Annotated in this window: 29 protein-coding genes; 19 read left to right on the forward strand and 10 right to left on the reverse strand. The window is 56.6% G+C overall.

The genetic code is table 11. From position 1 onward, the window contains the following. The first annotated feature begins 5 nt into the window (after positions 1-5). Positions 6-767, forward strand: coding sequence for a Phenylacetic acid catabolic protein (locus AC2T28_RS00765; protein WP_486747032.1), 762 nt, complete (start codon positions 6-8; stop codon positions 765-767). 80 nt (positions 768-847) lie between these two features. Here the strand turns inward: AC2T28_RS00765 and AC2T28_RS00770 are convergent, their stop codons facing one another. Further along, positions 848-1,843 carry a hypothetical protein gene (locus AC2T28_RS00770; protein WP_486747033.1) on the reverse strand — a complete coding sequence of 332 codons (996 nt, stop codon included), beginning with the start codon at positions 1,841-1,843 and terminating at the stop codon, positions 848-850. Positions 1,844-2,071: 228 nt separating this feature from the next. On the opposite strand from AC2T28_RS00770, the gene AC2T28_RS00775 reads away from it, so the two are divergent. The 13 genes from AC2T28_RS00775 to AC2T28_RS00835 all read left to right on the forward strand — a co-directional run bounded on the left by AC2T28_RS00775 (position 2,072) and on the right by AC2T28_RS00835 (position 13,321). Further along, positions 2,072-2,935, forward strand: a complete 864-nt coding sequence (locus AC2T28_RS00775; RefSeq protein ID WP_486747034.1) for a branched-chain amino acid aminotransferase — start codon at positions 2,072-2,074, stop codon at positions 2,933-2,935. After that, the gene (locus tag AC2T28_RS00780; protein ID WP_486747035.1) at positions 2,928-3,995 is read left to right on the forward strand and encodes an AbrB family transcriptional regulator; all 1,068 of its coding nucleotides are present in this window, start codon (positions 2,928-2,930) and stop codon (positions 3,993-3,995) included. Before AC2T28_RS00775 ends, AC2T28_RS00780 begins: the two co-directional genes overlap by 8 nt. 21 nt (positions 3,996-4,016) lie before the next feature. Continuing rightward, complete coding sequence (locus AC2T28_RS00785) at positions 4,017-4,472, forward strand: universal stress protein (protein ID WP_486747036.1); 456 nt, start codon at positions 4,017-4,019, stop codon at positions 4,470-4,472. Positions 4,473-4,561: 89 nt separating this feature from the next. Continuing rightward, the gene (locus AC2T28_RS00790; RefSeq protein WP_486747037.1) at positions 4,562-5,128 is read left to right on the forward strand and encodes a NifU family protein; all 567 of its coding nucleotides are present in this window, start codon (positions 4,562-4,564) and stop codon (positions 5,126-5,128) included. Beyond that, a complete protein-coding gene (gene tsaB, locus AC2T28_RS00795) occupies positions 5,118-5,714 on the forward strand; it encodes a tRNA (adenosine(37)-N6)-threonylcarbamoyltransferase complex dimerization subunit type 1 TsaB (protein ID WP_486747038.1) in 597 nt (198 codons plus the stop codon). Before AC2T28_RS00790 ends, tsaB begins: the two co-directional genes overlap by 11 nt. After that, a complete protein-coding gene (locus AC2T28_RS00800; protein WP_486747039.1) occupies positions 5,707-6,141 on the forward strand; it encodes a GNAT family N-acetyltransferase in 435 nt (144 codons plus the stop codon). The genes tsaB and AC2T28_RS00800 overlap by 8 nt, the downstream gene beginning before the upstream one ends. Before the next feature lie 167 nt (positions 6,142-6,308). Beyond that, the gene (locus tag AC2T28_RS00805; protein WP_486747040.1) at positions 6,309-7,304 is read left to right on the forward strand and encodes a BMP family lipoprotein; all 996 of its coding nucleotides are present in this window, start codon (positions 6,309-6,311) and stop codon (positions 7,302-7,304) included. A gap of 70 nt (positions 7,305-7,374) precedes the next feature. Then, entirely contained in the window at positions 7,375-7,731 is a 357-nt protein-coding gene (locus AC2T28_RS00810) for a nuclear transport factor 2 family protein (RefSeq protein WP_486747041.1), read from the forward strand. Beyond that, a complete protein-coding gene (locus AC2T28_RS00815) occupies positions 7,728-9,260 on the forward strand; it encodes an ABC transporter ATP-binding protein (protein ID WP_486747042.1) in 1,533 nt (510 codons plus the stop codon). The genes AC2T28_RS00810 and AC2T28_RS00815 overlap by 4 nt, the downstream gene beginning before the upstream one ends. A gap of 1 nt (position 9,261) precedes the next feature. Beyond that, the gene (locus AC2T28_RS00820; RefSeq protein ID WP_486747043.1) at positions 9,262-10,356 is read left to right on the forward strand and encodes an ABC transporter permease; all 1,095 of its coding nucleotides are present in this window, start codon (positions 9,262-9,264) and stop codon (positions 10,354-10,356) included. Next, on the forward strand, positions 10,356-11,321 hold the full coding sequence (locus AC2T28_RS00825; RefSeq protein ID WP_486747044.1) for an ABC transporter permease: 966 nt from the start codon (positions 10,356-10,358) through the stop codon (positions 11,319-11,321). Before AC2T28_RS00820 ends, AC2T28_RS00825 begins: the two co-directional genes overlap by 1 nt. Before the next feature lie 309 nt (positions 11,322-11,630). Further along, entirely contained in the window at positions 11,631-12,551 is a 921-nt protein-coding gene (locus tag AC2T28_RS00830) for a sulfite exporter TauE/SafE family protein (RefSeq protein ID WP_486747045.1), read from the forward strand. Positions 12,552-12,553: 2 nt separating this feature from the next. Next, on the forward strand, positions 12,554-13,321 hold the full coding sequence (locus AC2T28_RS00835) for a TIGR02186 family protein (protein ID WP_486747046.1): 768 nt from the start codon (positions 12,554-12,556) through the stop codon (positions 13,319-13,321). 92 nt (positions 13,322-13,413) lie between these two features. Here AC2T28_RS00835 and AC2T28_RS00840 read toward each other — a convergent pair whose 3' ends face one another. The 7 genes from AC2T28_RS00840 to AC2T28_RS00870 form a co-directional block, all read right to left on the reverse strand. After that, a complete protein-coding gene (locus AC2T28_RS00840; protein ID WP_486747047.1) occupies positions 13,414-14,148 on the reverse strand; it encodes an SDR family oxidoreductase in 735 nt (244 codons plus the stop codon). Continuing rightward, the gene (locus tag AC2T28_RS00845) at positions 14,145-15,671 is read right to left on the reverse strand and encodes an ATP-dependent DNA helicase (RefSeq protein ID WP_486747048.1); all 1,527 of its coding nucleotides are present in this window, start codon (positions 15,669-15,671) and stop codon (positions 14,145-14,147) included. The genes AC2T28_RS00840 and AC2T28_RS00845 overlap by 4 nt, the downstream gene beginning before the upstream one ends. 64 nt (positions 15,672-15,735) lie before the next feature. Continuing rightward, complete coding sequence (locus tag AC2T28_RS00850) at positions 15,736-16,374, reverse strand: acyl-homoserine-lactone synthase (protein WP_486747049.1); 639 nt, start codon at positions 16,372-16,374, stop codon at positions 15,736-15,738. Between the two features lie 92 nt (positions 16,375-16,466). Beyond that, positions 16,467-17,186 (reverse strand): helix-turn-helix transcriptional regulator, encoded by a 720-nt coding sequence (locus tag AC2T28_RS00855; protein WP_486747050.1) that lies wholly within the window; start codon positions 17,184-17,186, stop codon positions 16,467-16,469. Then, a complete protein-coding gene (locus AC2T28_RS00860) occupies positions 17,134-17,343 on the reverse strand; it encodes a hypothetical protein (protein ID WP_486747051.1) in 210 nt (69 codons plus the stop codon). Before AC2T28_RS00860 ends, AC2T28_RS00855 begins: the two co-directional genes overlap by 53 nt. Before the next feature lie 218 nt (positions 17,344-17,561). After that, a complete protein-coding gene (gene ccrA / locus AC2T28_RS00865; RefSeq protein WP_486747052.1) occupies positions 17,562-18,848 on the reverse strand; it encodes a crotonyl-CoA carboxylase/reductase in 1,287 nt (428 codons plus the stop codon). A gap of 132 nt (positions 18,849-18,980) precedes the next feature. Beyond that, a complete protein-coding gene (locus AC2T28_RS00870) occupies positions 18,981-20,372 on the reverse strand; it encodes a 1-acyl-sn-glycerol-3-phosphate acyltransferase (protein ID WP_486747053.1) in 1,392 nt (463 codons plus the stop codon). 199 nt (positions 20,373-20,571) lie between these two features. Here AC2T28_RS00870 and AC2T28_RS00875 point away from each other — a divergent pair, with 199 nt between their 5' ends. The 4 genes from AC2T28_RS00875 to deoD all read left to right on the forward strand — a co-directional run bounded on the left by AC2T28_RS00875 (position 20,572) and on the right by deoD (position 24,195). After that, positions 20,572-20,907 carry a hypothetical protein gene (locus AC2T28_RS00875; protein WP_486747054.1) on the forward strand — a complete coding sequence of 112 codons (336 nt, stop codon included), beginning with the start codon at positions 20,572-20,574 and terminating at the stop codon, positions 20,905-20,907. A 164-nt stretch (positions 20,908-21,071) separates the two neighbouring features. Then, positions 21,072-23,033, forward strand: coding sequence for a protein meaA (locus AC2T28_RS00880; RefSeq protein WP_486747055.1), 1,962 nt, complete (start codon positions 21,072-21,074; stop codon positions 23,031-23,033). A gap of 117 nt (positions 23,034-23,150) precedes the next feature. Further along, a complete protein-coding gene (locus tag AC2T28_RS00885) occupies positions 23,151-23,468 on the forward strand; it encodes an H-NS histone family protein (protein WP_486747056.1) in 318 nt (105 codons plus the stop codon). Between the two features lie 22 nt (positions 23,469-23,490). Next, positions 23,491-24,195, forward strand: coding sequence for a purine-nucleoside phosphorylase (gene deoD / locus AC2T28_RS00890; RefSeq protein WP_486747057.1), 705 nt, complete (start codon positions 23,491-23,493; stop codon positions 24,193-24,195). Here deoD and AC2T28_RS00895 read toward each other — a convergent pair. Continuing rightward, positions 24,188-24,856: a glutathione S-transferase family protein gene (locus AC2T28_RS00895; RefSeq protein WP_486747058.1), complete on the reverse strand. Its 669-nt coding sequence runs from the start codon at positions 24,854-24,856 to the stop codon at positions 24,188-24,190. The two genes, deoD and AC2T28_RS00895, sit on opposite strands and share 8 nt — an antisense overlap. A gap of 82 nt (positions 24,857-24,938) precedes the next feature. Between AC2T28_RS00895 and AC2T28_RS00900 the strand changes: the two genes are divergently transcribed. Next, positions 24,939-25,370: a MarR family winged helix-turn-helix transcriptional regulator gene (locus AC2T28_RS00900; protein WP_486747059.1), complete on the forward strand. Its 432-nt coding sequence runs from the start codon at positions 24,939-24,941 to the stop codon at positions 25,368-25,370. Between the two features lie 6 nt (positions 25,371-25,376). Here AC2T28_RS00900 and AC2T28_RS00905 read toward each other — a convergent pair whose 3' ends face one another. After that, a complete protein-coding gene (locus AC2T28_RS00905) occupies positions 25,377-26,258 on the reverse strand; it encodes an urea carboxylase-associated family protein (RefSeq protein ID WP_486747060.1) in 882 nt (293 codons plus the stop codon). Positions 26,259-26,596: the final 338 nt, after the last annotated feature.

Below are 26,596 nucleotides of genomic sequence, written 5' to 3' on the forward strand. Positions count from 1 at the left end.
CGACCATGGCAGACGACATGAGCATTGAAAGCTACCTAGCCGCTGGCGGCGTTCTGACCAGCCCGGACAATACGCCCGCGCGCTATCGCGCGGAGCTGCTGAAGATCATGGCGATTTTCATCGACAGCGAGTTGGCGGCAGCAGCTGGGTTTTCGGACATGATCAACGCAGGCCCCGGTGTGCGTGACCGCATGGCGGCAGCGCAGATCGTGATGGAGAAAACCGCCAACGCCAATCGGGTTCTGGAGCTGATGGGTGAATTTGGTGCTGATACCGAACGCTATGTGAGCCACCACCCCTGGACCACCCGCCTACCCCGCGACGCCGATATTGGCCAGCGCCGCAGCGACCACGACATGCGCCTGTCGGTGTTTAACTACCCGCTACAGGGCTGGGCGGACGCAGTGGTGATGAACCTGCTGATGGGCCATGCCGCCGCGGTACAGTTGGAAGAGCTCTGTCAGGTCTCTTACCAGCCCCTGGCCGAGGCCTTCCGCGCCATTGCGCCCATTGAAGCTGCGCACACCGAGCTGGCCGACAAGGGTATGGCGCGTCTTTCTAAAAACGGCACCGGCTCTGCCTTGCAGGACGCGGTCAACTACTGGTGGCCTCGCGTTGCAGCGAGTTTCGGGGACGAAAGCTCGCAAAAACTTGACGGGCTAAAGGCAATGGGTCTGCGCAAAGAGAGCAACGCCGCGCAAAAATCCTGCTGGCAAGAAGAGGCCACTGCCGCACTGGCGACACATGGGTTGCGGCCTGCGGCATAAGAGCGAGGAGCTCCGGCCCGGAAACTGGGCATCACAGATGCCCGTTCCGGTTGCGCCTGGCGCGCGGGTGTAGTTTGTGCTTAGCGGACCTGTGCTTGCAGGTAAGTCAGTTTGTTAACAAAACAGGCATCAAATTCACGCATCCACTCAAATTGAGTGAGGTCAGGTAGTCGACGCAACACATCCGCGTCAATCCGAGCGCTGGACCAGTAAACGGTGTTTGACACAAGACTTTCCACAGGGCTTGAGAAGGGGTGATATGGCGCCAAGTTCAATAAGGTAGAGCCCAGCGCTGTACACTGATCAACTGATCGTCTGCATTTCGTCTCACAGAGTTTCCTCAGCGGCGTCCAGGATGAAACATGCCTGGCGTTAGTAAGAACACTTTCCCTTAGCGCCCGGTCCTCAAAAAACGAGCGCGGTGGAACTGGAGCCCAGCTCAATCTGGACGCGACTTCATTTTCCACCTCGGGCATTCGCCACTCCAGCGGCATGCGCGCCGAACCATAAACAGCCTGCTGCCGATGCCTTTCTTGAGACGCCCATTCGACCAGAACGGATGCGTCTGACGGCAGAGTCTCTGCCTCCTTTAACACTCGCAAGGCTTCCTCGGCGTGTCCCAGTGTAATCAGACCCGGAATTTGTCGAATGGCTTCTGACACTTCTCCCATATCAAGCAGAGCCTGCAGGGCATCTGCTTTGACCCCCGAATGACCAGCTTGCTGAAGAGCAACTGCCAGCGGCACATCATTCTGCGCGGCCTTCAACCAGCTTTTCCCGGACAAACCACCTGGCTGACGCAGCAACGCCACGCGTTCAGCCCGTGGCAGAGCGCCTGTGACATGTGTGTGTAAATGACCTTGGGATGCTACCCGTGCGAGAAATATCTGCGCAGCGCGGTTGTCTTGCCGCGCCAGTTCGGAAAATTGCGTCAACGCCGCCATATCATTGCCATCCAGCCAGTCCTGCAGGGCGGTTTGAAAGGCGGGGCTGTCGTGTCCGGGTATGTCGACCGCATTTGCTGGCTGAACCAGGGCAAAGAGTATCGCCACAAGGGCTGGAAAAATTGATTCCATCTGAGATAAGCCATTCAAGGGAAATGCATATTCGCTGAACCCTATCAGAGCCTATGACGCTGTATAGTCACTCATTTCGCCCAGGTACAAACTCTGCCCCAGTAAGCCCCTGTGGCCAAGCCACTTTGAACACCGAAAAATTACTGTTTGCCCGCAAATAAAGGTCTGGACGGTTGACCCATCTCCTCCTAGGCTTCCCCAAACTCCACTTTTTCCTGAGGCACCCCCATGGCAACCGGCAGCAATATTCGCACCTATTTCAACGGCAGCTGGCACGAGGGCGACGTACCTATCATCCGGGCGGCGGATCATGGTGCTTGGTTGGGATCTTCGGTGTTTGACGGCGCGCGGTTCTTTGACGGCTTGGCACCGGATCTGGACCTGCACTGCGCCCGCACCAACCGCTCGGCCGAGGCGTTGATGCTGACACCCACCGTCAGCACCGAGGACATGCTGAGCATCGTGCGCGAAGGTCTGGCGATGTATGACAAGGGCGCTGCCGTCTATATCCGCCCAATGTACTGGGGAATTGATGGGGACGGTTCGGCCATTGTGCCCTCGGCCGAGAGCACCGGATTTGCTTTGTGCCTTGAAGAAATCCCAATGGCACCAGCTACTGCCAGCGCCACCCTGACCCGCACCCGGTTCTGCCGTCCGGTGTTGGATAGCTCAATCGTCAACGCCAAAGCCGGCTGCCTGTACCCCAACAACGCCCGGATGCTGCGCGAGGCCAACGCCAAAGGGTTTTCCAACGCTCTGGCAACGGATGCACTGGGCAACGTCGCTGAAACGGCAACCTCGAATGTATTCATGGTCCGCGATGGCGAGGTCTTTACCCCGGTGGCCAATGGCACGTTTCTGAGCGGAATCACTCGCGCGCGGCATATTTCTAACCTGCGGGCCGAGGGCATCACTGTACATGAAACGGTCCTGGGCTACGGGGACTTCGAAGAAGCCGACGAAGTCTTCATGTCAGGCAACATGAGCAAAGTGACCCCAGTTACCGCCTTTGACGACTGCCAGTACCAGATGGGACCTGTCACCAAGCAGGTGCGCGAGATGTATTGGGACTGGGCCCAATCACATGGCTGACCTCCGCCCAAGCCTGCTGACCTTGTGTGTTGGCATGTTTGGGGCCTTGGTCGCACTGGGTATTAACTTGCCATTGGCCCTTTTGGCGGGCCCAGCCATCGCCGTTTCCGCCGCCGGATTATGTGGGCTTCGGACTGAGATCGCGCCGCGCCTGCGTGATGCAGGCTTTCTTTTGATTGGGGTCAGTATCGGGTCATTGGTCGGACCCGAGAGTTTTGATGCATTGTCCCGCTGGCCACTGGCGTTTGGCCTGCTGGCGATTTTGACCATAATTACCCCCTGGGCGGGCCGATGGCTGATCCCCCGTTTGCTGCCATTTGGTCAAGACGAGTCCTTTCTGGCGTCTGCCCCAGGACACCTGAGCCTGGTTGTTGGATTAGCAGACAGTCTATCGTTGTCTCTTAGCCGCCCCGTTGTTCTTGCCTCGATCCGGTTGCTTGCACTGACGCTTTTGGTTCCCATGGCGGCAAAACTGGCTGGCCTGGAAATAGGCGTCGGTCTGCCCATGGGGGCCGAGACCACTGTCTGGGGTGGGATTGGACTACAGGTTTGTATTGCCTTGGTTCTGGCCCCTGTTCTCAGTTTTCTGAAGCTGCCCGCTCCGACGCTCATTTCGGGCCTGCTGGTCGGGTCATGTTTTCACCTGACGGGGCTGATCACCGGCACCGTGCCCGACTGGCTAGCCACGGCAGTCCTGATCTTGATGGGCAGTCTGATTGGAACCCGCTTTAGTGGTATGAACTGGCGCAATCTCTTTGAAAGCTTGCTGGCCGGGGCAATCATCGTTGTATTGGCGTCTGGTCTGGCCGTTAGCTTTGCGGTGCCAGCGGCCTATTTGTCGGGCCTCCCTCTATTGGACGTTCTACTGGGGTTCTCGCCTGGGGGCCTGGAAACGATGATAATCCTGGGCGCTGCGTTGGGGGCCGATCCCAGCTTTGTCGCGGCAGCCCATCTGTTCAGATTGTTTGTTTTGGCAATTGTTTTGACGCTTTATGCCAGCAAGGTCGCGCGAAGAAACATTAAAACTGATGGACAGAGCCCTGCCCCTCGGGCAGATTGAGCTGGATTATGGAGGCTGATAATGCGCAAATTTCTTGTGGTACTGGACGATAGTCGCGAATGTTTGAACGCCATGCGGTTTGCTGCGATGCGGGCGGCCCACACGGGTGGTGGCGTCGAAATCCTGTCGGTCATCCCTCCAGATGAGTTCAATCACTGGATCGGCGTCGGCGCGGTGATGCGTGAAGAGGCCCGCGAACGGATCCATGCCCACTTTGAAGTCTTTGCCAAATGGATGCGCGACCGGCAAGGGGTAGACCCGGATCTGGTGATCCGTGAAGGCGACGCCGTGCCAGAAATTATCGCCCAGATCGAAGAGAACCCAGAAATCGGCGTTCTGGTATTGGGCGCGGGCAATGATCGCAAAGGGCCCGGACCCTTGGTGAGCCAGCTGAGCCGCTCCTCGGGCAGCTTACCGATCCCGATCACCGTGGTACCGGGCGATCTGTCCAAGGAAAAACTGGAAGCCATTACCTAGCTTCCGGAAACTCCAAGTTAGAATCGTTCTAAACCTTGACTTGCGGCTCTGTCGGGCGCATATCGGTGACAGCTTTACGGAGACCCGATATGTTCATTCAGACCGAATCCACGCCCAACCCGGCGACGCTGAAATTTCTTCCGGGTCAAACCGTGCTTGAAGTTGGCACCGCTGACTTCCCTACTCGGGATACAGCAGGCAAGTCGCCTCTGGCCGAGCGCATCTTTGCGGTCAGCGGCGTGGCGGGCGTGTTCTTTGGCAACGACTTTGTTACAGTGACCAAGGTCGAAGGGGTCGAATGGGATCACATCAAGCCCGCTATTCTGGGCGCGGTGATGGAACATTATCAGTCCGGCCAACCGGTGATGGCCGATGATGGTGCGGCGCCTGCTTCGGGTCACGCAGAACATACCGGTGAAGACGGGGCGATCGTCGACCAGATCAAAGAACTGCTGGACAGCCGGGTGCGCCCTGCGGTGGCTCAGGATGGCGGTGACATCACATTCCACGGCTTTGACCGCGGCGTTGTCTACCTGCACATGCAAGGCGCCTGCGCAGGTTGCCCTTCGTCCACGCTCACCCTGAAAATGGGTATTGAGAACCTGCTGCGCCACTACATCCCCGAAGTGACCGAGGTCCGCCCCGTTGCCGTCTGAGCCACTGGTACTGGGATTTGACACATCGGCCGCGCATTGCGCGGCCGCTTTGCTGCGGGGCGACCAGATCGTTGTTGAACGGCTGGAGCTGATGAACCGCGGTCAGGCCGAGCGGCTGATGGTGCTGCTGGAGGAGATTCTAGCCGAGGGTGGTGTTACCTGGAAAGAGCTGACTGCCATCGGGGTCGGCGTCGGGCCCGGAAATTTCACCGGTATCCGGATTGGAGTTTCTGCCGCGCGTGGTCTGGCACTAGGGCTAGATATCCCGGCCGTGGGTGTGAATGGTTTTGAAGCCCGCGAAACTGAAGGTTATTTGACCGCAATCCCCGCGCCACGAGAACAAGTCTATGCCACCCTGCCGGACCAAGCACCGCGTCTGATGCCTGCATCCGAGGCCGCTGAGGCCGCGCGCGGTGCCGGGCTAACCTTTGCGCCCGATGCAAGCCCTGCAGGGCTGTCTGCGGCAATCGCTCTTCTAGCAGCGCAGCGCTATGAGGATGTCACCGAACCACCTGCCCCGCTATACATGCGCGCCGCAGATGCTGCACCCTCTCGCGATGTTCCACCTGCATTGATTGATGGCTGAGCTCTTTTCTCCTGCCGAAATGGCGGCCATCCATGCCGCTGCCTTTACCCAGTCGCGCCCCTGGTCTGAAGATGAATTTGCCGACTTGATGAACAGCCCGCTGACCTTTGCCACTGGCGATTCCCGCTGTTTCGCACTGGTTCGGGTCATCGTGGACGAAGCTGAGCTGCTGACCATTGCCACCCATCCCGAATATCAGCGCCAGGGTTTGGCGCAGGAAGTGATGGCAGAGTGGCAAGGTCAGGCCGTTTTGAAAGGCGCAGAAACCGCGTTTCTGGAAGTGGCGGCTGACAACACCCCGGCCCACCAACTCTACGCCAATTGCGACTTCTCTGTTTGCGGGAATCGCCCCGGATATTATGCACGCCCTGATGGTCCCGCAGTGGACGCCGTGCTGATGCGGCGGGTCTTATCCCCAAACAAATAGGGCTTGACCCTAGGCCCAGAGGCCAAAATCACACCAAATGGTCAAAAAGCGGTTGACCCTCTGGCCGGGCTGCGGCCTTAATTGCTGCACCTTTTGAGAAACATCTCATATTCGGGCGGCTGGCACTGCTGATTGCCCCAAACAAAAACAAAACCGGGAGTACCCAAATGACTCTGATGAAATCCCTGATGGGAGCCGCCGCTGCTATGGCGCTGACCGCTGGCGCTGCATTGGCTGAGCCAGCCCTGATCTTTGACCTGGGCGGCAAGTTCGACAAATCCTTCAACGAAGCGGCCTTTAACGGTGCACAGCGTTGGGCTGACGAAACCGGCGAGACCTTCCGCGAAATCGAACTGCAGTCCGAAGCTCAGCGTGAGCAGGCTCTGCGTCGTTTTGCCGAAGTCGGCGCAAACCCAATCGTCATGGCTGGCTTTGCCTTTGCTGACGCCCTGGGTCAGGTTGCTGCTGATTACCCTGACACCAAGTTTGTCATCATCGACATGGTTGTTGATGCGCCAAACGTCCGTTCGGTTGTCTTTAACGAGCACGAAGGCTCGTACCTGGTTGGCATGATGGCGGCTCAGGCTTCCAAGTCCGGCACCGTTGGCTTTATCGGCGGCATGGACATCCCGCTGATCCGTAAGTTCGCTTGTGGCTATGCCCAGGGTGTTATGGCTGCAAACCCAGACGCCAAGGTTATTGCCAACATGACCGGTACAACTCCGGCAGCGTGGAATGACCCGGTTAAAGGTTCCGAGCTGACCAAAGCCCAGATCAGCCAGGGTGCTGACGTGGTTTATGCCGCTGCTGGTGGTACCGGTGTAGGCGTTCTGCAAACTGCTGCTGACGAGAACATTCTGTCGATCGGCGTAGACAGCAACCAGAACCACCTGCACCCAGGCAAAGTTCTGACTTCGATGATGAAGCGCGTCGACAATGCTGTGTTTGCGGCCTTCACCGACGGTGTAGACATGGAAACTGGCTTTAACGTCATGGGCCTGGCCAATGGCGGCGTCGGCTATGCAATGGACGACAATAACGCATCGCTGGTTAACGCTGACATGCAGTCCGCTGTAGACGCGGCATCGGCCAAGATCGCAAGCGGCGAGCTGGCTGTTCACGACTACATGTCCGACGACAGCTGCCCGGCTCTGAACTTCTAAGCCTCTTAGTTGCAACCAAAATAAAGGGCCGCGCCATGCTGGCGCGGCCCTTTTTCCCAGGAGCACCTTCATGTCATCTTCTATCACTTCCTTTTTCGACGCATGGGGCATGACAGATGCCGCCGCCCGCGCTGAAGCTGTGACTTCGGTCGTCAGCAACGATGTCTACTATGTTGATCCCAGCACAGCTGCGCCGCTGAATGGCGTGCAGTCACTGATCGATCACGTTGCCATGTTCACCGGCAACCGCCCCGGCGCAACCGCCCAGGTCGCAGATCTGAGTGAGCATAGTGGCCATGCCCGCGCCACCGTAGACTTTATGGTCGATGGAAATCTGGGAATGCGAGGTCAGTATTTTGCGGACCTAAACAGTGAAGGAAATATCACCCGCATGGTAGGTTTCATCGGAATTGGAGATGGCGCGTGACTGTAGCTCCTGCAATCGAACTTAAAGGCATATCCAAGGCCTTTGGCCCCGTTCAGGCCAACAAAGATATCTCTATCAGCGTCGCCCCTGGCACCATTCACGGTATCATCGGTGAAAACGGCGCTGGTAAATCCACCCTGATGAGCATCCTTTACGGCTTTTACAAAGCGGATAAGGGCGAAATCTGGATCAACGGCAAGAATACCGTAATCCCCGACAGTCAGGCCGCCATCGCCGCCGGTATTGGCATGGTGTTCCAGCATTTCAAACTGGTGGAAAATTTCACGGTTCTGGAAAACATCATTCTGGGTGCAGAAGACGGCGGGCTGCTAAAGCCATCGCTGTCCAAAGCCCGCCGGATTCTGAAAGAACTGGCCGCTGAGTATGAGCTGAACGTCGACCCGGATGCGCGCATCGACGAAATCGGCGTGGGCATGCAGCAACGGGTCGAAATCCTCAAGGCACTGTATCGTCAGGCCGATATCCTGATTCTGGACGAACCCACCGGGGTTCTGACACCCGCCGAGGCCGACCAACTGTTCCGTATCCTTCACCGCCTGCGGGAAGAAGGTAAAACCATTATCCTGATCACCCACAAGCTGCGCGAGATCATGGATACCACCGACACCGTGTCGGTGATGCGTCGTGGTCAGATGACCGCCACCGTGAAAACTGCTGAAACCAATCCGGCTCATCTGGCCGAGCTGATGGTGGGCCGCAAGGTACTGCTGCAGGTCGACAAGGTGCCTGCCAAGCCCGGTGCGCCGGTTCTGGAAATCGAAAATCTGTCGGTACGTGATGAAGACGGTGTTGAGCGGGTCAAAGGCATTGACCTGCAAGTTCGCGCCGGAGAAATCCTTGGCATCGCGGGCGTTGCCGGCAATGGCCAATCTGAACTGCTTGAGGTTCTGGGCGGCATGCGAGGGGGCACAGGCTCCATCCGCATGAAGGGCGAAGACCTGCCGCTCCACGGCCCCGGCTCACATGGTCAGGCGCGCCGTCGTGCGCATATCGCCCACGTGCCCGAAGACCGTCAGAGCGAAGGTCTGATCATGGATTTTCACGCCTGGGAAAACGTCGCCTTTGGCTATCATCGTGATCCAGCTTACCAGCGTGGTATCTTGATGAACAATGCCGCGCTACAGGCTGATACCGAGGCCAAGATGGCCAAGTTCGATGTGCGCCCGCCAGATCCATGGCTGGCCGCCAAGAACTTCTCGGGTGGGAACCAGCAAAAGATTGTTGTGGCGCGCGAGATTGAGCGCAATCCGGAACTGCTGCTGATTGGTCAGCCCACACGCGGCGTCGATATTGGCGCCATTGAGTTCATCCACAAACAGATCGTGGAACTGCGCGATCAGGGCAAGGCGATCTTGCTGGTCAGCGTCGAGTTGGAAGAAATCCTGTCACTGTCCGATCGTGTGGCGGTGATGTTTGATGGTCACATCATGGGCGAACGCCTACCGCATGAGACTGATGAGAAAGAACTGGGCCTGCTGATGGCCGGTGTCGCCGGGGAGGCCGCATAATATGGACAAGATGCCCAAATGGGCCGATGTGGTGCTGATCCCGTTGATCAGCCTGTTATTGGCCGCAGCCATTTCCGCGCTGGTAATCCTCGCCATTGGTGAAAATCCAGTTGCCGCTGTCAAACTGATGGTCGACGGCGCCTTGGGGTCGACCTATGGCTGGGGATATACGCTCTACTACGCCACCAACTTCCTGTTTACCGGCCTCGCGGTTTCGGTAGCCTTTCACGCCCGTATGTTCAACATCGGTGGCGAAGGCCAGGCAATGTTGGGTGGCCTGGGTGCCGCACTGGTCTGCCTTTATATTCCTTGGCCACATTGGTCGATCGCGCTGGTTGCTGCGGCTATGGGTGCCGCTATTTTTGGCGCCGCCTGGGCCGCCATTCCGGCCTATCTGCAAGCCAAGCGCGGCAGCCACATCGTGATCACCACCATCATGTTCAACTTTATCGCGGCTGCGGTGTTGAACTATGTGCTGGTCAACCTGCTGCGCCCTGCTGGATCGATGGACCCGGCTACCGCACGCTTCCCCGAAGCGACGCATCTTCCTTCACTGCATGACATTCTGGCCCCTCTTGGCATTGAATTCTCCAAGGCGGCCCCCGCCAATGTCAGCTTCCTGGTTGCTATCGCGGCCTGTATCTTTGTTTGGTTGCTAATCTGGCGTACCAAGTTGGGGTTTGAGCTCCGCGCCTTTGGCAAGTCCGAACAGGGCGCTCTCTACGCTGGTATTTCACCAGTCAAAATCACCATGATCGCAATGCTGCTGTCGGGGGCCTTGGCGGGCATGATGGCCACCAACAACGTTATGGGTGAAGCCGAGCGTCTGGTGTTGAATTCCACTGAAGGCGCTGGGTTTATCGGCATCGCGGTGGCCCTGATGGGAAGATCGCACCCCTTTGGCGTGTTCCTGGCCGCTATCCTATTTGGCTTCCTGTACCAAGGCGGTGCCGAACTGGCCCTGTGGACCAAGATCCCTCGCGAAATGATCGTGGTTATCCAAGCACTGGTGATCCTGTTCACCGGAGCCTTGGACAACATGGTTCGTATGCCGCTTGAAAAGATCTTTATTGCACTGCGGAAGGGTAAAGCCTGATGGATTTCCTGACACTAATCCAGGTGCTGGACAGCACCGTTCGCCTGTCCACTCCTCTGCTTTTGGCCTGTCTGGCTGGCCTCTTTTCGGAACGAGCTGGCATTTTCGACATCGGTCTCGAGGGCAAAATGCTGGCCGCGGCCTTTTTCTCAGCAGCCGTGGCCGCCGCAACCGGCAATGTCTGGTTGGGCTTGCTCTCCGGGGTAGCCGCATCACTGGCGCTCAGCGGTCTGCACGGGCTGGCGTCGATCACCTTTCGGGGCAACCAACTGATCTCAGGGCTGGCGGTAACAATGCTGGCGCAGGGTTTTACGGTTCTGGTGGCACAAAGCTGGTTCCAGCAAGGCGGGCGCACGCCTTCATTGCTGGCCGAAGGCCGGTTTGGCCCAATCACCTTCCCTTTTGCCGACAGCATTGCTGGCGTGCCTTTCATCGGTCCGATCTATTCTGAGCTGCTGTCTGGTCACTCAATCCTGGTGTATCTGGCCTTTGCAGCCGTTCCGACAACCTGGTGGATCCTGTATCGCACCCGGTTTGGCCTGCGCCTGCGCGCGGTGGGTGAAAACCCGGCGGCGGTGGATACGGCTGGTGTATCGGTTGTTGGCCTGCGGTTTGCCGCTGTGATGATCTGCGGCTTGCTTTGCGGTCTGGCCGGTGCTTACCTTGCCACCTCACTGCAGGCTGGTTTTGTCAAAGACATGACCGCGGGCCGTGGCTATATCGCGCTGGCGGCACTGATCTTTGCCAAGTGGCGCCCTTGGCACGCTATGGGAGCCTGCCTGTTGTTCGGTCTGCTGCAAGCGGTAGCGCTGCGGTTCCAAAACATCGAACTAGGCGGCATCACCATCCCCGTGCAGATGATGGACGCCTTGCCCTATATTCTGACCGTGGTGATCCTGGCCGGTTTTGTCGGCAAAGCCATCCCGCCAAAGGCCGGTGGCGAACCTTATGTGAAAGAACGCTGAGTTCAACGCCACTTTTAACAACCACAACGCCCGGCCCAGCGCCGGGCGTTTTCTTTTTCAGCACCAGCAACTCCCGCCCGTCGCTTGGACATCTGCGATGCCCGCTCCCGTTGGGCCTGGCGCCGTGCACAGCACGGCGCCAGGCCCAAGATTGCTCAGGGTTTACCGGCGCAGCCGGGTCACCCTGCAACCACGGGAGCCCACCGAGGCGTTGAAATAGGTCCAGTTTTGCCACGCAGGTCAGTCCTGTGTGCTGCACAGCGGCATCGACAGTTGATTTTCCATAAATCTCCGGTCTAACTAGGTGTTATGCAGATTTACCTTCCTATCGCCGAGGTCTCGGTTAACGCTTTCCTGCTCCTTGGGCTGGGCGGCATTGTTGGCATACTGTCCGGCATGTTTGGCGTTGGCGGTGGCTTCTTGATGACGCCGCTGCTTTTCTTTATTGGCATTCCCCCTGCCGTGGCTGTCGCCACCGAGGCGAACCAGATTGTGGCCTCCTCCTTTTCCGGGGTTCTGGCGCATTTTCGAAGGCGCACGGTGGATATCAAAATGGGGGTGGTGCTGCAGATCGGTGGTCTGATTGGTGCTGCGCTGGGGGTTCTGGTCTTTAACTACCTCAAGGCTCTGGGTCAGGTCGATCTGCTGGTCAAGCTTTGCTATGTTGTTTTCCTTGGCGTGGTTGGTGGGCTGATGTTCATCGAGAGCCTGAACGCCATCCGCAAATCCAAGAAGGCTGGCGGTGCCCCAGCGGCACGCCGCCAGCGCAGCTGGATTCATGCCCTGCCCTTCAAGATGCGGTTCCGCACATCGGGCCTCTATATCTCGGTCATTCCGCCAATTATGGTTGGTATTTGCGTTGGTATCCTGGCCGCGATCATGGGTGTTGGCGGCGGCTTTATCATGGTGCCCGCGATGATCTACATCCTCGGCATGCCCACCAAAGTGGTGATCGGCACGTCGCTGTTCCAGATCATCATGGTCACCGGCTTCACCACCATGCTGCACGCCACCACCAACTATACCGTTGATATCGTTCTGGCAGTGCTGCTGCTGGTTGGCGGCGTGATCGGTGCACAGATCGGCACCCGTATCGGCGTCTACATGAAGGCCGAACAGCTACGCATCCTGCTGGCGCTGATGGTACTGTTAGTCTGCGGCAAGCTGGCAATGGACCTCCTGTTGACACCATCCGAGTTTTTCTCGCTTGGCACAAGCGGAGGGCACTGAACATGCTGCGCCCCCTGTTCCTTGCTGCGATGATGTTTGCCCTGCCCGCCCAGGCCGCCGAGGAAGAAGTTGTACTGGGTCTGAGCCAGGACCGTGTGGCCATCACCGCCGATTTTGACGGCGACGAGATCCTGATCTTTGGTGCGGTCAAACGCGAAACTCCCATCCCCGAAGGCGATCCGCTGCAGGTCGTTGTCACAGTATCCGGGCCACAGCATCCGGTGCTGGTGCGGCGCAAAGAGCGTAAGCTGGGGATCTGGGTCAATGTCGACTCGGTACTGGTGGATTCAGCTCCCAGTTTCTATGCCGTGGCCACCAGCGCGCCTTTCAAGGAAGTGCTCACCGACACCGAAGATCTGCGCTACCGGATATCAATCGAGCGCGCCATTCGATCAGTCGGCGCCGCCATGCACATTCGCGGGGCACAGGACTTTGCCGATGCCGTAATCCGGATCCGTGAAAACCGCGAGCTGTACTCAATCCGCGAAAACACTGTGGCCGTTGATCAACAGACCCTGTTTCGTACAGCGATTGAAATGCCCGCCGACCTGACCGAGGGCGACTATACCGCCCGCATTTTCCTGACCCGTGGCGGCGAAGTGGTTTCCAGTTACGAAACCGCAATCGACGTTCGCAAGGTTGGGCTAGAGCGGTTCCTGTACACGATGTCGCGCGAGCGGCCGTTTTGGTACGGGTTGATGTCGCTGGCCATTGCCATTGCCGCCGGCTGGGGTGCCTCGGCTGCGTTCAGACTGTTGCGCAATAACTAACACTCCGAACCATCTGGCGACAGCTTTGCCCTATAGAACACCGGTCAGGCGCAGCCAGTCTACCACTGGGCTGACGCTCACAGGTGAGGAAGCTACCCCCGTCCTATATAGGGCATCTTGGTCGCCATCACGGTCATGAACTGCACGTTGGCCTCAAGCGGCAGCTGGGCCATGTGCAGAACCGACTTGGCCGCATCTTCAACCGCAAAGCTGTCCATTGGCGGGGCGCTGGGGTCATCCTGCTGCTGGCGATAGATCAGGTCCTCGACCATCGGCGTGCGAGCGTTACCAATATCGATCTGGCCGCAGGCGATATCAAATGGGCGACCATCCAGCGACAGGCTGCGTGTCAATCCGGTGATCGCCGCTTTGGTGGTGGCATAGGGCGCTGAATTGGGGCGCGGCACATGGGCAGCGATAGACCCATTGTTGATGATACGTCCGCCCTGTGGTGACTGGTGGCGCATCTGACGAAATGCTGCGCGAGCTGCCAGGAACATGCCGTTCAGGTTCACGTTGACCGAAGCAAACCAATCATCCAGTGCAATCTCATCAATCGTACCACTGGCGGTAAAGATGCCGGCGTTGTTGAACAATACATCCAGATGCCCTGCTTGCATGGCAAAGCTGTTGAATGCGGCATCCATCGCCGCCGGATCCGTCACATCGGCAGGCAGCACAACCGCATTGGCGTGGCCCTGCGCAACCTCTTCCAGCGCACCCTGACGCCGTGCCAGCAGACCAACCTGCCAGCCCTCGTCCAGAAACAACTCCGCCACAGCTCGGCCAATGCCCGAACTGGCGCCGGTGATCACAATCGTCTTCATTCGCCTTCACTCTCCAGTTTCAAGGCTGCCACTGGTGCAGCCCGCAAATCATCCACGCGCAGCGGCTCGCTTGGTTTGGCCAGCCGGTTACGCACCACCCAAATCAACCGTTCTTGAGCCCGTGTGATGGCGACATAGGCCAATCGCTTCCATAGCGGTTGCCCAGCCTCAACCCGACCCATTCGGGCGGCCACATAAAGGTCAGGCGCAAACACCTGTGTGGTAGCCCACTGCGACCCCTGAGCTTTGTGTATGGTCACTGCTGCGCCATGTAGAAAGGTTGCCCCCATACGCGCAGCAAAAGGGATAAAGGGCTCTTCCTCGTCAGGCTTTTCGATCTTCACAATCGAGGCGGCACTGACCTGAGGATCTTCAGCTCCCATCACATGCAAGCGCGAGAAACCAGGTTTGCGACCTGCCCCGAGATAAACCACCTGCGCGCCCTTGATCAGCCCACGGGCCTCAAGATCCAGCCGCTTTTTGCGGTGCTTCATCGGCAGTTCGATACCGTCGCAGATCAGAGGCTCACCCTCCATCAGTTCATCTTCGGGCGCACCGTGAACTGTGCGAAACGCATTGATCAATTTAATTCGCGTCGCATTACGCCAGACCAACACCGGCGAGCGCGCCATAAGATCCACCTCGACCCGCTGCCCCCAGACCACCCGTTCGTCCCGCTTGGCGGTGTCTTCGATCATCCGCTCAAAGTCCTGGAACGACAGTTGAGGGTCCGCTAACGCGTGAGCCAAATCCAGAATTGGATTGTCTGCGTCCTGACGGTGGATGCGGTGCAGCTCTAGCTTGCGCTCTTCGGGTAGCGCATCAAACACCATGGAACCAGACTGGTTCACCGGGGCCAACTGCGCAGGATCACCAAACAACAAGAGGTTTGGAAAGATCTCTTTCAGGTCGTTGAACTGGCGTTCGTCCAGCATTGAAGACTCGTCGACAAAGCCAATATCCAACGGCTCTTCGCGACGCTTCCAACCCGTGATGAAGTCGGAACCGCGCAGACCGGCGGACGCCAGTGCGCCAGGAATAGATTTGTTCTTTTCATAAAACGCCGCCGCTCGGGCCAGAGCCTCTTCGGTCAGGCCCTCAATCTCTGGCGGCTCTCCCTTGCCGGTCAACCACTCGGCCAGTTTTTCATATTCGGGGTCGTACATTGGCGTGTACAAAATCCGATGAATGGTGGTGGCCGGAACCCCGCGCAAACGCAGTACCGAGGCAGCCTTATTGGTCGGAGCCAGGATCGCAAGGGTGCGCCGATCGCCCTTTTTGCGGCTTTCATAGTCGCCGGACACAACTTCAACACCGGCCTGCTCCAGCGCCTTATACAGTTCGGCCAACAACAGTGTTTTGCCCGATCCTGCCTTGCCGATCAGGGCCATCACGCCACTTTCGCCCTTTGGCGACTGCAACAGGCTGTCATCAAGATCAACACCGGCCTGGCGCAGCATTTCGGTTACGCTGTCATAGGCAGCGGCTTGATCGTCAGAGAACTGAATGGGAACTGTGGTCATGTCGCGACCCTACAAGTGTAGGGCTGGCTTCACCAGAGGCCAACCCCACTAATCCCCCCAGGTATTAGGCACTCAGGGCCATTGGTTGCTGAGTTACCTGACCAAAGGACCGGTCAAACCACATTTGTGACCTCTCCGGAGAAATCCCCGCCCTTTGAGCAACATTCAGATAGGTTTCTGACGAGTATTCCCACAAACCAAGGCTGATCCGCTCTCGCCCTTCCCCCATGCTGCCGATCACCTCGGGGCAAAACCCCAGTGAGCGGTAGATGCGGATCATTCTGTGATCAAAGACTCCGGCAAAATGATCAACACTGAAATTGCGCATAATCTCTGTTCCGCCAAGTGTAAGTGCTCCAGCCACATCTGCACTTGCGGTACGCGAAAGGCAAAACCGGGTGCACTCCCAAATAAATGGACTGATAATTTGCAAACCACCGTTAAGGTTGCTGAACACGTCATTTACCATAACCGGTCCGGTTGTAGGCAGGAAACGCATCGATCCCCCGTGCGATCCATCCGGCTCCTCCCATATCACATACAGTGGATTTAGACTGTCGTACTGATCTCGTTCTTCGCCATTTTCTTCAACGTTTACTGCCCATCCCAGACGGGCTTTGAATTGATCAGCCCGATCTTTGAACATCGAATGGGCCAGATCAGAATAATTATGAAGGTCGGTAGCATAAATGTAGCGCAGCATAGCTGTCCCCTTTTTGACTAAAAGTGGGAAAAATCTACGACCAGAAAGGTTAATGGTTCATAATTTTAACGTTAAGAAATGGAAACAAACCGTTAAACAACAATTAGCCCCCGCGCCATTGCCTGAGTAATAGCATGTGTGGTATTTTGCGCCCCCAGCTTAAATCGGGCGCTTTCTATGTACACTCTTAAGGTATGTTCAGAAATTGCCAGAGACTTCGCAACCTGTGCGCGACTATGCCCCATCGCCAGTAGTGTCATCACGTCAATTTCACGCGGCGACAAGGCGCGGGATTGCTCTGGCGCTCTTTCAGTTTCGAACTCCAGCGCCTTACGGTTGAAGTAATGCGCCATCAGGATCAAATCTCTGCTGCGCTTTTCCGTGAATTTTTCCCAAGCAACATCATCGCAATTGTGACTGGTGGTAAAAAGAGCGAATTGGCCATTTGGTCCACGGATTGGAACCGAGTACCCCTGATTTCCAACGCCATGCTCCAATGCATCGTCCAGAAAATCTCTGGTGGCTTTGCTGCTCCAATCCAATCGTTTCCAATCCACAGGATGAAACCGTTGAAAACAACCGGTTACAACCGGATCAACACGAACATAATTTTGCTCTTGGTACCGTTCGGTCCAAGCCTCTGAGTAGGTACCAAAGTAGTAATGGTCACCTGCACTATCGACCCAATGATACATCATGTGGTCAATTTCAAAGAGATCACGAACCTTTTCAATGATCTCCTGGAGACCTTCGATGGTGTTAGTCAGCTCCAACGATTGTAATATTCGGTCTAATTTTATTCTGTTCGCCATTCGTCCGCGCACTAGCCTTGTCATCCTGGGACGCAATTTCAGCCTTCGCAATCACGAGGGTTTCACTCAGGTGATCGGCCACAGCCCCTAGGCCATTTGCAGTTGCAAAAGCTTGAAGGTCAACGAGAACGTCCATCATCCAGTGATTTTCAGTCATGGCAGTGCCTTATTTCGCAAAAATAGCGATAATCCAGACTAACATGTGGACATATCATCCGAAAACTCACTGTTTCGCCCTCCCCAAAAACAGTGAGGGTGAAATCTGCAAGCACCTGTTTTGGCTGAAAAGGCAAACCCCCACGAATCGCAGCTGCGATTCGTGGGCTAATTTGACCATCAGCAGATCACTCCGCTAGAAGCGGTTACTTTAAGGTGCTAACTCCCTGCGTCCAACACATCCTCTAGGGTACGCAATCCGGTCCTAGGCGCCTGAACAAGAACCGACATATTGCCCGGCTTGTGCTCGTTGCGTAGCATTTTCATATGCGCCGCTGGCAGGTCAGCCCAAGAAAACACCTCGGACATACAGGGATCCAGGCGGCGCTCCAGCATCAGCTTGTTGGCCGAGGCCGCCTGTTTGAGGTGGGCAAAGTGGCTTCCCTGCAAACGTTTCTGGTGCATCCACATGTAGCGAACATCCAGCGTCAGGTTAAACCCGGTGGTGCCCGCACAGATCACAACCATACCGCCCTTTTTGCAGACAAAGGTCGAAACCGGGAACGTCGCCTCACCTGGGTGTTCGAACACCATGTCGACGTTTACGCCCTTGCCGGTGATCTCCCAGATTGCTGCACCAAACTTGCGCGCCTCTTTGAACCAGGCTCCGTACTCTGGCGTGTTCACTGTTGGCATTTGCCCCCAGCAATTGAAGTCCTTGCGGTTCAGCACGCCTTTGGCACCGAGCCCCATGACAAAGTCACGCTTGCTCTCGTCAGAAATCACCCCAATGGCATTGGCGCCCGCAGTGTTGATCAGCTGGATCGCGTAAGAACCCAAGCCACCCGATGCGCCCCAAACCAGCACGTTTTGCCCCGGCTTCAGATCATGGGGTTCGTGGCCAAACAGCATCCGGTAGGCAGTTGCCAGTGTCAGTGTATAACAGGCGCTTTCTTCCCAGGTCAGATGCTTGGGCCGCGGCATCAATTGCTGCGACTGCACACAAGTGAACTGCGCAAACGAGCCATCAGGTGTTTCATAGCCCCAGATCCGCTGGCTGGTCGAAAACATCGGGTCGCCGCCGTTGCATTCTTCGTCTTCACCGTCGTCCTGATTGCAGTGGATGACAACCTCGTCGCCAACCTTCCACTTCTTCACCTTGTCGCCAACGGCCCAGACGATGCCAGACGCATCAGAACCCGCAATGTGGTAAGGCTGTTTGTGGCCATCAAACGGACTAATCGGCTTACCCAGGGCAGCCCAGACACCGTTGTAGTTAACGCCCGCAGCCATGACCAAAACCAATACGTCGTAGCTGTCAACCTGAGGAACCTCGACAACCTCTTGCAGCATCGCGCTATCTGGTTCGCCATGGCGCTCTTTGCGAATAGCCCAAGAGTACATCTGTTTTGGAACAAATCCCATCGGAGGGATCTCGCCCATTTCATACAGATCTTTTTCCGGTGCCTCGTACGACAGCACGCCCGAGTTGGTGTCCAAAGCCATAATAGCCTCCTCATTGTCTCTTTTTGCCGCAGTGCAGAATCGCGGTGCTATCTACGAGATAGAAACGGGCGAGCAATAAAGCAACCATTTTTCGAGCGTTCGGGTAATTTTATGACTCGGCCAATCCTGACTTCAGGCGACCGGCCCCACAAACTCACCTTTCTCGGCAAGTGGAACCAGGTGATCAATGGACTTGGCATAGAACTGCAGCAAATCGCTCTGGGCATCATTTGGGGCAATCTGGCCTTGCGCTTCGGTGACCACATCCCGTTCAATCAACTGCCGCAACCCAACTTCGGCTGCATAATCCCAGTCACGCCGAGGCATATGAATATGGGCCAATGGCATCTCAGAGATCAGCTCTTCCAGTTTCTGGATAAGCGTCGCGCGGGTCATCGCACCATGCCGGCACAACAACCAAGCAACCAAGGGCACCGGCAGAACGGGCACCACTTCGCCTATTCTCTGCATCAGATCCCTGGCTAAAGGCTTGGTGAGATCACCAGTTTTTCTGGCGGCGAACTCTGTCAGGCTTAGCGGGCGTCCAAAACTAACCGCCGCATAGCCAAACCGGTGATATCGCCCGGTCACCCACAACCCAAGCTGCCGCAGCATACGATAGGTCACAACGCCAATGCGCGCCTTGAACCGCCGCTCAGGTGCCTTTGCCGCCGAGGTCAGGATCTTGTCCTCCAGCACCCGATCGTAGTTCAGGGCAACCGGTATAAAGACCACATCGCGATCCGTTGGGTCGTGGCTGTCGACGATATACTTCAACAGCCCCAGCTTGGGCGCGGCCAGCCCGCCAGTCAGGCTCAGCCCGCCCTCAGGGAACATCGCCTGGGTTACTCCAGCCTTGGTTGCCAATCGCACGTAGGCCGACAGAACCTTGCGATACAAATCATTGCGCGACTTGCGGCGGATGAAATAGGCCCCCATGGCCCGGATCAACCGGCTTAAAGGCCAGACCTGCGCCCATTCGCCCACGGCATAAGACAATGCAGATCGTTCCGCCGCCAGATAGGTTACCAACACGTAATCCATGTTGGACCGGTGGTTTATCACAAAGACAACCGTTGCTTCCTGTTTGATCTTACTCAGCTCGGCCACGTCATAATGCCCCAACCGCACCCGATACAGCGCATTGGACAAAAACCGCGTCAACCGAATGGCAACGCCAAAGTAGATGGTAGCCGAAAACGAAGGAACAATTTCACGGGCATACCGGCGGGCCTCTTGAAAGGCGACGTTTTCAGGAATGCCCTGTGCTTGGGCGTGTTCAGCAATCGCTTGGCCGACTTGCGGATCATAGATCAACCGTTGGATCATGTCGTACCGCCGGGCCAGCTTGAACGGCTGTATGGGCCGCTCCAAACGTTGGTTTAGCTTGGTCACAGCACGCTCAAGCCGACGGCGGAAGAACCAGCGCACCGACGGGATCATCACCCGATCCAATGCGGCAATCACAGCAAATGCCAAAATCAAGATTAACAGCCAAAGCGGCATTTCAACAGTATGAGACATATGCAGAAAATGGCAGGAATTGCCCAAAGGGTAAATGCCGCGCAATCAATTCAAAAAATCGCGCTGCCAAAAAGCTCGCGTAACAACAAACTGTTGCGACAAACTGATTTCACACTATTCTATAGGCATGAAACCGCTCACCGAACGCATTGGTCCTGACGGCTCAGTGTAAAATCCCACTTTGCAAAGAAAGAACAACATGCTTTCCAGAACGTCCCTGATCACCGCAATGGCTGCAATGGCCGTTACCGTAACATCCGCAATTCCGGCATTTGCACTGGATCGACGGGTACGGATTGTAAATGAAACCGGTTATGTGCTGGTCGAGTTTTATGGATCGAACAAAGGTTCAACATCCTGGGAGGAAGATATCCTCGGGCCAGATGTTCTGGGCAACGGCCAATCCGTCATGATCGATTTTGACGATGGCACCGGCTATTGCATGTTCGATTTCAAGGCGGTTTTTGACGACGGTGATGTTTTGACTCGTAAGGGCGTCAACATCTGTGAGATTGGGACCTATACCTATAACTAAAGGCTCAAAGTTAATCTGACTTTAGTAAGCGCGCCGACTTTGGTCTGGCGCGCTTTTTTGATTTTTCTTCATGTTGCTGCAATGCAGCGAATTGACAGGGCCATAAAATTTCCCCTATCAAGCCATTGACGAAATAAAATTACACCGCGACTCACGAGGCTCCAATGACGCAGAAAGACCGCCCCTGGCTGATCCGCACCTATGCTGGCCATTCCACCGCCACGGCCTCGAACGCCTTGTACCGCAGCAATCTGTCCAAAGGGCAGACCGGACTTTCAGTCGCTTTTGATCTGCCGACCCAAACCGGATACGACAGCGATCACACTCTTGCGCGCGGCGAAGTGGGTAAAGTTGGTGTGCCGGTCTGCCACCTGGGCGACATGCGCGCACTGTTTGACCAGATCCCGCTGGATCAGATGAACACCTCGATGACCATCAACGCCACCGCACCGTGGCTGCTGTCGCTATACATCGCCGTGGCCGAGGAACAAGGCGCAGATGTGCGCAGCCTTCAGGGCACAGTACAGAATGACCTGATCAAGGAATACCTGAGTCGCGGCACCTACATCTGTCCTCCAAAACCCAGCCTGAAAATGATCGCGGATGTGGCGGAATACTGCTATTCCAACGTGCCCAAATGGAACCCGATGAACGTCTGTTCCTACCACCTGCAAGAGGCTGGTGCGACACCTGAGCAAGAGCTTGCCTTTGCTTTGGCTACCGGCCAAGCAGTCTTAGATGAGCTACGACCAAGGGTCCCGGCCGAGGATTTCCCTGCGCTGGTCGGTCGGATCTCGTTCTTTGTGAACGCAGGCATTCGCTTTGTCACCGAAATGTGCAAGATGCGCGCCTTTGTCGACCTGTGGGATGAAATCTGCGAGCAACGGTATGGCGTTACCGACCCAAAATTCCGCCGCTTTCGCTATGGTGTGCAGGTTAACTCGCTGGGCCTGACCGAACAGCAGCCGGAAAACAACGTATACCGCATCCTGATCGAAATGCTGGCCGTGACACTGTCAAAAAAAGCCCGCGCCCGTGCTGTGCAACTGCCTGCCTGGAACGAAGCGCTTGGCCTGCCCCGCCCTTGGGATCAGCAATGGTCAATGCGGATGCAACAGATCCTGGCCTATGAAACCGACCTGCTGGAATATGATGACCTGTTCGACAACAACCCCGCAGTGGATCGCAAAGTCGAAGAGTTGAAAGAAGGCGCACGGGCCGAGCTGAACAACCTACAAGGCATGGGTGGCGCTGTTGCCTCGATCGAATATATGAAATCCCGCCTGGTCGATTCCAACGCAGAACGCCTGAACCGCATTGAACGCAATGAAACCATTGTTGTCGGCGTCAACCGCTGGACCGAAGGAGAGCCTTCGCCTCTGCAAACCGGTGATGGCGGCATCATGGTGGTTGATCCGGCGGTTGAACAGGAACAGGTTGCCCGCCTGAATGACTGGCGTAGCAATCGCGACCATGCAGCCGTGCAGGCTGCTCTGGCGGCATTGCGCACCGCCGCCCAGAACGGTGACAACATCATGCCGCCCTCAATCACAGCCGCCAAAGCAGGCGTAACCACAGGTGAATGGGCCGAAGAAATGCGCCGTGTCTACGGCACCTATCGCGGGCCAACCGGTGTTTCGGCCTCGGTGTCCAACAAGACCGAAGGTCTGGACGATTTGCGCGAGGCGGTGAATGCCGTAAGCGATCAACTTGGCAGACGGCTAAAGTTCCTTGTGGGCAAGCCCGGGCTGGATGGCCACTCTAACGGTGCCGAACAAATTGCATTCCGTGCCCGCGACTGCGGCATGGATATTTCCTATGACGGTATTCGCATGACCCCGGCCGAACTGGTCGCCTCAGCTGTCGAAGACGAAGCTCATGTTGTGGGCCTGTCTATCCTCTCGGGCAGCCACCTGCCCTTGGTTCAGGAAACCATGGATCGTATGCGCGACGCAGGACTGGCACATGTTCCCGTTATTGTTGGCGGCATTATTCCTGATGAGGACGCAGCCAAAATAATCGAAATGGGAGTATCCCGCGTTTACACGCCAAAAGATTTCGAACTAAATTCAATCATGAGGGACATTGCCTCTTTAGCATCTCAACAGAGGGTTGCTGCGGAATAATAAAATCTCAAAAATTAGGCAAAAAAGAGCACAAATAAGACTGATGCTCCCCAAATAATTGGGCCATAAGCACTTACGCGCTAATTAATTGCGTATGTACTATTTATGGAGACAACAATGACCCTCAACCTTGCGGAAATGTCGCGTAAAGATCTTCTGCAACTCAAGACAGATGTTGACGAGGCCCTAAAGTCGGCTGAGCAACGCGAACGTCAAGAGGCGCTAAAAGCAGCAGAACAAGCCGCCGCAGAATTCGGTTTTTCGCTTGAGGAAATTGCCAATGGTGGCCGGACAGCTGGCAAACGCTCAAAGGCAGCTCCGAAATACAGAAACCCGGCAAACCCCGAAGAAACATGGACCGGACGCGGGCGTAAGCCACATTGGATCCACACGGCCTTGACTTCTGGCGCTGATATCTCTGATCTGGAAATCTGATCCAGAGACGGAGAAAGCAGAAATGACAATTCATATTGGCGCCGCAAAAGAAGATATTGCGGAAACCGTTCTATTACCGGGCGATCCATATCGCGCGAAATGGGCGGCGGAAACGTTCTTGACTGATGTGCGCCTGGTGAACGAAGTCCGCGGCATGCTGGGTTTCACCGGCACCTGGAAAGGCAATCGTGTCACCATTCAGGGCAGCGGCATGGGAATGCCGTCCCTGTCTATCTACGTGAACGAGCTAATCCGCGACTACGATGCCAAAACGCTGATCCGTATTGGGTCCTGTGGCGGCATGCAGGACAAGGTCAAATTGCGTGATGTGATCGTGGCAATGACCGCCAGCACCCTTAGCACGCCATCCCGTGGTATCTTCAAAGAGCTGAATTTTGCGCCCTGCGCCGATTGGGGGCTGCTGCGCGCTGCTGTTCAGGCGGCCGAGGCCAAAGGGACAGCCACTCATGTAGGCGGCATCTACTCGTCAGATGTGTTCTATGACGAACGCCCTGACCTGAACGAGCAGATGGTGCGCCATGGTATCCTGGGTGTCGAGATGGAAGCCGCAGAACTGTACAATCTAGCTGCCCGTCATGGGCGTCGCGCTTTGGCTGTTCTCACGGTTTCTGACCATTTGCTGACCGGCGAATCCATGCCCTCGGACCAGCGCGAACGCAGCTTCGGGGACATGGTAGAAATCGCTCTCGAAGCCGCCTTTAGCTAACCGCATCCCGCGCCAGTTCTCCCATCGGGCCAGAACGCCGCGCAAGAAAAGCCTCTAGCCGTGCCGGATACCCATCTGGCGCGGCTTTTTGTATTGAGGGTCGTTCTGACAAGGCCGCGCGCCAGGCCTTCATGTTTACAAGCCCTTGCAGCAGATCCCGCTGCATAATGGGCTCCATGATATCGAAGTAACGGAAAATGGTACCCCAGACCCCATCCACCATGTGAAATGTCTCACCCTGAAAATAGGGCTCGGCCACTTCCAGTTCGACACGTGCCAGCCGGTCCAGCAGGGCTGACACGGCCGTGTCATAGGCCGCATCATCCGGCGCATTATACAATGCCCCGATGGATTTCAGCACTTCTGATCCAAATTCGATCCAAGCCCGATGCCGTGCCTTTTCCAGCGGAGCTGCAGGATGCAACGATCCCGGTGTGATCTCATCCAAATATTCAGCAATCACCTGGCTTTCAAACAGCACATGGCTGCCGGCCTGCAGCAAAGGCACCCGTCCCAGCGGTGACAGCTTTACAAACCAGTCCGGCTTATCCCCCAGATCAATAAAACTGCGGTGATGTTCGATGTTCTTTTCCGTCAGCACAATCACCGCGCGCTGCACATAGGGACACAGATCATGGCTGATCAAATGGTATTCTGACATTAGGAACTCCGTGTAGATGCATTTGCATGAATATGGGCGCGCCGACTTGCATGTCAATGCACATGCATCTACATTTTGATACATGAGCCCAACACCACCTTCCCCCGCCGCCACCTGGATCGCCCTGTTCCGCGCCCAAAAACGCGCGCGCGCAGCAATAGACACGGCGCTTAAAACCGCCGACCTGCCATCACTGGAACACTACGATGTGCTTTGGGCGCTAGAACAGTCCATGCCACAAGGGCTCAGACCGTTTGAACTGGAACAAGCCATATTGTTGCCCCAGCACGGGGTTTCTCGCCTCACCAGCCAGATGGTGAAACAGGGCACGCTATCGCGCCTGCCCTGCCCCACCGACAAACGTGGGTTCCGATTGGTACCGACTAAGGCTGGCCAACAACTCCGCCAACGGATGTGGCAGGTCTATCAGCCAGTGATCGAAGGGTTCTTTGACCCTGAGCTGAACCAAGATGAGCTTAAGACTCTGGCACAGCTCTTATACCGCTGCGCTTAACGCCCACTAGCGTCCATGGCTGCGGTCATAGCCATTGACCGCAGGGCTGCTCCAGTCGTCCAGCACACCCTCAGCCGGAGCAAAAACCTCGACCAACATGGGATGACAGGCGGCCGTGTCGCTGGAGTGCTCAGAACTGCAATCGCCACCCGGGCAGGCACTCAGTGCGCCCAGTAGGTCAATCTCGGCAAAGAACTCCAGATAGTCACCGGGCCGCACTGGTGAGGCCTTCATGAAGTATTGGCCTGTGTCGCGGGTAAAACCGGTGCACATAAAGACATTCAGCACGTCATGCACATGCGGCTCCGCCTCGGCCAAAGAGACCCCTAGGTGATCCGCCAACGCACGGGTTAGGTTCGAATGGCAACAATGATGGTACTGACTGCCCGCCAGCAGATTGCCCGTATAGGGGTCACAGCGTGTGCCGATGACGTCATGTACTGACCCACCATATTGGTCGATGCCATACCAACCCAGCGTATCCTCGGTAATGGTCGCCATCGGGCGCAAATGTGGAAAGCTGGTCCACATCCGCTCACCGGTGGTCAGATGCGTCCCATGCAAGGCACGGGACTTGCCCGAATAAAACCGCTCCGCCAGATCGTTCTTGTTCCACAGGTTCAAATCGCCCACCTGCGGCCCTTCGACCGAGGTGATGCGAAAGAAATGCCCGGCAGGCACCTCAAAACAGGCAGCATCACGCGCTGGGACAGTTACCTCATCCGTTTTAATCGCCGTATCCCGCGCCGCCGCGTACAACGCCAAGTCTGGCTTGGGCAGGGTCTCATTGGGATAGCAGATCACCGGCTTTACAGACCGGCGCGCTTCGGCATCCGCCGGTGCCTGGGTTGCCTTTGTGCCGTCAATATCAGTGCTCAGACTGCTCATTATGTTTCTCCCTGTGGATAGGGCCATCAACACGCGAGACGCAAACAAGCTCAACCCCGAATATACGCCAAGATGTCGCTTTCACGACATCGTCACCGCGCGGGCGAAATTTCTGCAAACCTCATTTCCCCAAGCCCTCCCGCCCCCGCTGCGAACATTGGCTTTGCCAATGACCTTGCGGCCTTGGGCGTGGCATCGCGCAAGCGCGATGCCACGCCCAACGACCGGCGGGAGCCTTTGGGGGCAAGGTTACTGGTCACGGCCACAATGGCGTGGGCTCTGAGTTCCTTCGGCTGTGGCCCCACAAAAGGCGCAGCGCCATGCGTTGGAGCTTCGAT

Source organism: Parasedimentitalea nitratireducens, assembly GCF_057444295.1.